Below are 4,258 nucleotides of genomic sequence, written 5' to 3'. Positions count from 1 at the left end.
CACGAAGACGTAGCCCTAGTCCTGGGCCTGGCCCTCGATGAACTGGGCGGTCTCGCTGGTGAGCTGGGCGTAGAGCGGCCTCATGGCGAGGTCGTCCTCGCTCGACACCAGAATGGTGTAGAGGGCGGGCGCCGTGTCGACGCCGTCGATGACGAAGGTCTCGGCCTCCATTTCGCGCGCGGCCTTCTTGGCGAGCTTCTTGAAGGAGAACGGGGCGGTGAGGCCCTGGGCGGTTGCGCCAAAGAGTCCTCCGACGCGCTGCTCGAACACGTTTAGAAAGTTCACGCTACTCATCCTCCGCAAGACTCGGCAGGGGGCCGAGGGTCGAGATGACAATGATCACAAGTACTGAACAGCCTAGCGCAACGCCAAGGTCGCCCGCGGCGGGCGGACCCCAAACCCCGCCATTCTCCACTCGTGCGGACAGCAGCTGGGTGCTCACGAGGGTGGCGAGGCACGCAACCTGACCCAGCATTCCCCGTGCCCCGCCTCTTCTGGCGCCCAGGGCAGATCCCAGCCAGGCGGCCAGTGCGCATCCCGCGAGACAGATCCATGTGGCGGGGCTCGTCGCGAGGTCAAGCGCGGCCTGCGCGAACTGCTCCCCGTCCGGTGCCGTGGTGGCGAGGGGCATGAGACGCCCCAAGGCGCCTCCCAGGAGTGCGGTTGCCAGCGCCACCTGGGGCTTGAGGGCGCCCGCCGCAAGCGCGGGAGCCGCGTAGGGCGAGCAGAGCGCCGCGGGCATGAGCAGGGCTGCGGGGCCCAGGCGTTGGCCTGCGGCGAAGGCGACGTGCCATGCCACGAGCCCGGCCGCGGCGAGCAGCGCCACGAGGAAGGCAGGCGAGTACATGCCGCCGCACAGCATGGAGCAGACAACGAGCGCGCTGGCCACCATGCCTCCCACGCTGGGCAAAAGCCCGCTAAGAAGCGCGAGCGCGCCCGCGGCGACAAGCTGGCAGGCGGCAGGCGGCGCGTCGATGCCCGCCGCAAGCGCGAGCGGGGTGGCGACGCGTGCGGCCACCCCGGCGCAGGCGAGGGCGACGGAGCCTCTCGCGCAGAGGCCGGGGAGCCAAGGCCAGCGCTCGCGGGCGCTCACGTGGGCAGCCTGCTCCCAGGCCTCGGCGTTGGGGTCTGGCTCGCCGTTTGCCTGGGCCACGAGCGAGGCCACCGAGGCGCGCCCCTCGTCCTCGTCTCCCAGGTAGGGAACGACCTGCTTGGCAAGCTCGCCCGCCGTGTTGGGCCGCTCCGAGGGGTCTGCCGAGATGGCGCGGCCCAGAAGGTCGCTCACCGGGCCCGCCAGCTCGCCCTCGACCTTACCCAACGGCTTTGCGCCGCGCTCAATCTTCTTGCGCGACGTCTCGGCGTCCTTGGCCGCGAAGGGGCTCGTGCCCGTGAGCGCCTGATAGCACACGACGCCCAGCGCAAAGATGTCCGTGCGCTCGTCGACGAGACCGCCCTCGAGCTGCTCGGGAGGCATGTAGCCAACGGTGCCGCCGCGCGCCCCCTCCCAGCCGGCCACGCTCGAGAGGCTCGCCATGCCAAAGTCGCCGAGCTTCACGATGCCCGAGCCGTCGATGAAGACGTTGGAGGGCTTGATGTCGAGGTGGAGCACGCCGTTTGCGTGGGCAAAGTCGAGTGCGGCGGCAAGGCTCGAGAGCACGTGGGCACACTCGTCATAGGTGAGCACGCCGCCCTCGACGCGGCTCATGAGCTCGGCTAGGGTGAGACCGTTTACGTATTCCATGATGAGATAGGCAACCGAGCCCTCGACCGCAAAGTCGTGGACGGTGACGATGTTGGGGTGCGTGAGGCGCGAGGTGATGCGGGCCTCGTCGAGCGCCTCGGCCAAGGTGGAGGAGGACATGCCCGGCGCCGCCGTGAGCGGCATGCACTTGATGGCGACCCTGCGCTCGAGGCGCGTGTCCCAGCAGACGTGGACCGCGCCAAACCCACCTGTGCCGCGCGTCTCGACCACGCGGTACCTGGCCAGCAGCAGGGGCTGCTCGGCCTGGGGCTGCGCCTGTTGGGGCGGCGCCGCCCAGCCCATCTGTGTGGGGTTGGGGTCCTGCACGGCCTTCCTCGTTTCAGCTGCGTGTGCCGGTGCGAATTCTCGGCACGATTTTACCCCGTATTAGAGGCGCAGCTTATGTGGGGAGAAGGGCGCCCATTATGCGAGGGACGGCACTTTGGTCCTTCTCGGCACATTTTTCAAAAAAGTTCTTGCGTGTGAGTTGGGGCATCGGGTAATATCAATCCTGCATTTGCGGGCGTGGCGGAATTGGCAGACGCGTACGGTTCAGGTCCGTATGGGGGCAACCCCATGAAGGTTCAAGTCCTTTCGCCCGCACCATGAATTTGAGAGGCTCCGGTTCGCTGGAGCCTTTTTTGTTGCCGAAAAGGGCCGCGAGGCCGTCGCCCTTCTCGGCAACAATGCTATTGGGGCCATTGGTGCTTCCCACCCTGTGGCCATTTACGTTCTTTATTTGGGGGTCGCTGACGCCCCCGACTTCGATGTCCTGCTTCTTTCGCATAGATTCCAGCCACTCGAGCACCCATATCTACGCATCAAAACTTTGAGCACCCACTTTTACGCGCTCAGAGGGCTCCTAGCACGTAAAAGCGGGTGCTCGATGGTAGACGAAGCGCAAAGGCGGGTGCTCGGTTGGTGCCGATGTGTAGAGGCGAGTGTTCGGTTGGCGGCGGTGCGTAAAAGCGGGTGCTTGGCTGATTGGCTCGTGTGGCAGTGATCGTTTGCCCGGCGTCTGCCCGCAAGCTTCGGCCACTGCTTGCTACGCCTTGTAGTGCTGCGCGCTAGCTCTACATATAAGTAGGGCGCGGTCTCCCGCGCCCCTAGGCCTTACTTGTTGTCGTCGTCAAAGAGCGACCAGCCGCTCTCGTCGTCCGTCTCGTCATCGTAGCAGTCGAAGTCTTTGCGTGTCTTGCGCTCGAGCAGAAGCGCCGCGATGAGGAAGCCAACAAGAATGACGCCGAGCAGGACAAAGACGCCCTCTCGCGAGCTAAAGAGCCAGGTAAAGATGCCTGCGATATCCACCGTGAGCCGCCCTTCCAGCGTCATTTTCGCCAATGTGGCAATGGCGCGCGTGTTCGTCATTAACGGTCATAAGTATATACTTGGCTACCAGTTCATCCTGCGGGTCTTATGCCCGCATGAGGCGAGCGGCATTCAGCCGCGCGTCCAGACGGCAACGAGAGGTTACTCACATGCTCGACATGAAGTTCGTTCGCGAAAACCCCGATGCTATCGATGCTGCCATGGCGAACCGTCAGTCCAGTTGGGACCGCGAGAAGTTCTTTGAGCTCGATGACGAGCGTCGCGCCGTAATTGGTGAGGTCGAGGAGCTCCAGGCCACGCGCAACGCCGAGTCCAAGAAGATTGGCGCCCTCATGAAGGAGGGCAAGAAGGACGAGGCCGAGGCCGCCAAGGAGGCTGTCCGCGAGGTCAACGAGAAGATCGAGGGCCTGGCCGAGCGTCGCACCAAGCTCGAGGCCGACCTCTATGACTTCATGGCCCACCTGCCCAACATCCCGTGCGAGGCCACGCCCGTGGGCGTCGACGAGACCGAGAACATCGAACGTCGTCGCTGGGGCACCCCGCGCGACTTCGAGGCCGAGGGCTTCGAGTTCAAGGCCCACTGGGACCTTGGCATCGACCTTGACATCCTCGACTTCGACCGTGGCAACAAGCTCTCCGGTAGCCGCTTCACCGTGCTTGGTGGTGCCGGCGCCCGCCTCGAGCGCGCCCTCATCAACTTCTTCATCGACACGCACACGGCCCGCGGCTTCAAGGAGTGGTGGCCGCCCATCGTCGTCAAGCGTCAGACCATGTTTGGCACCGGCCAGCTCCCCAAGTTCGAGGATGACGCCTACCACGTGTCGGGCGACAACTTCCTGATCCCCACGGCCGAGGTCGTTCTCACGAACCTCCACGCCGGCGAGGTCCTCGACGCCGATACCCTGCCGCGTCGCTACACCGCCTTTACCCCGTGCTTCCGCGAGGAGGCCGGCTCCGCTGGCCGCGACACCCGCGGCATCATTCGCCAGCACGAGTTCGACAAGGTAGAGATGGTCAAGTTCGCCAAGCCCGAGGAGTCCGACGCCGAGCTCGAGAGCATGACGCACGAGGCCGAGTACCTGCTGCAGCAGCTGGGCCTGCCCTACCGCGTCATCTCGCTGTGCACCGGCGATCTGGGCTTCTCTGCCCGTCAGACCTACGACATCGAGGTTTGGCTGCCGAGCTACA

4 protein-coding genes and 1 tRNA gene are annotated in these 4,258 nt (G+C 65.2%); 2 read left to right on the top strand and 3 right to left on the bottom strand.

Features of this window, described 5'->3' with window-relative positions:
- Window positions 1-15: 15 nt before the first annotated feature.
- Both AC1VTH_RS07000 and AC1VTH_RS06995 read right to left on the bottom strand, forming a co-directional pair.
- Window positions 16-285, bottom strand: a complete 270-nt coding sequence (locus AC1VTH_RS07000) for an FhaA domain-containing protein (protein WP_481335435.1) — start codon at window positions 283-285, stop codon at window positions 16-18.
- 1 nt (window position 286) lies between these two features.
- Entirely contained in the window at window positions 287-2,068 is a 1,782-nt protein-coding gene (locus AC1VTH_RS06995; RefSeq protein WP_481335434.1) for a serine/threonine-protein kinase, read from the bottom strand.
- Between the two features lie 192 nt (window positions 2,069-2,260).
- On the opposite strand from AC1VTH_RS06995, the gene AC1VTH_RS06990 reads away from it, so the two are divergent.
- A tRNA-Leu gene (locus AC1VTH_RS06990) sits at window positions 2,261-2,347 on the top strand.
- 507 nt (window positions 2,348-2,854) lie between these two features.
- Here AC1VTH_RS06990 and AC1VTH_RS06985 read toward each other — a convergent pair.
- Window positions 2,855-3,049 (bottom strand): DUF6724 family protein, encoded by a 195-nt coding sequence (locus AC1VTH_RS06985; RefSeq protein WP_481335433.1) that lies wholly within the window; start codon window positions 3,047-3,049, stop codon window positions 2,855-2,857.
- 170 nt (window positions 3,050-3,219) lie between these two features.
- Here AC1VTH_RS06985 and serS point away from each other — a divergent pair.
- Window positions 3,220-4,258 (top strand): serine--tRNA ligase (gene serS, locus AC1VTH_RS06980; RefSeq protein WP_481335432.1); only part of this gene is annotated, 1,039 nt, incomplete at its 3' end.

The sequence above is a fragment of the Parolsenella sp. genome (genome assembly GCF_982402205.1).
This window is presented reverse-complemented; position numbering and strand designations above follow the sequence as displayed.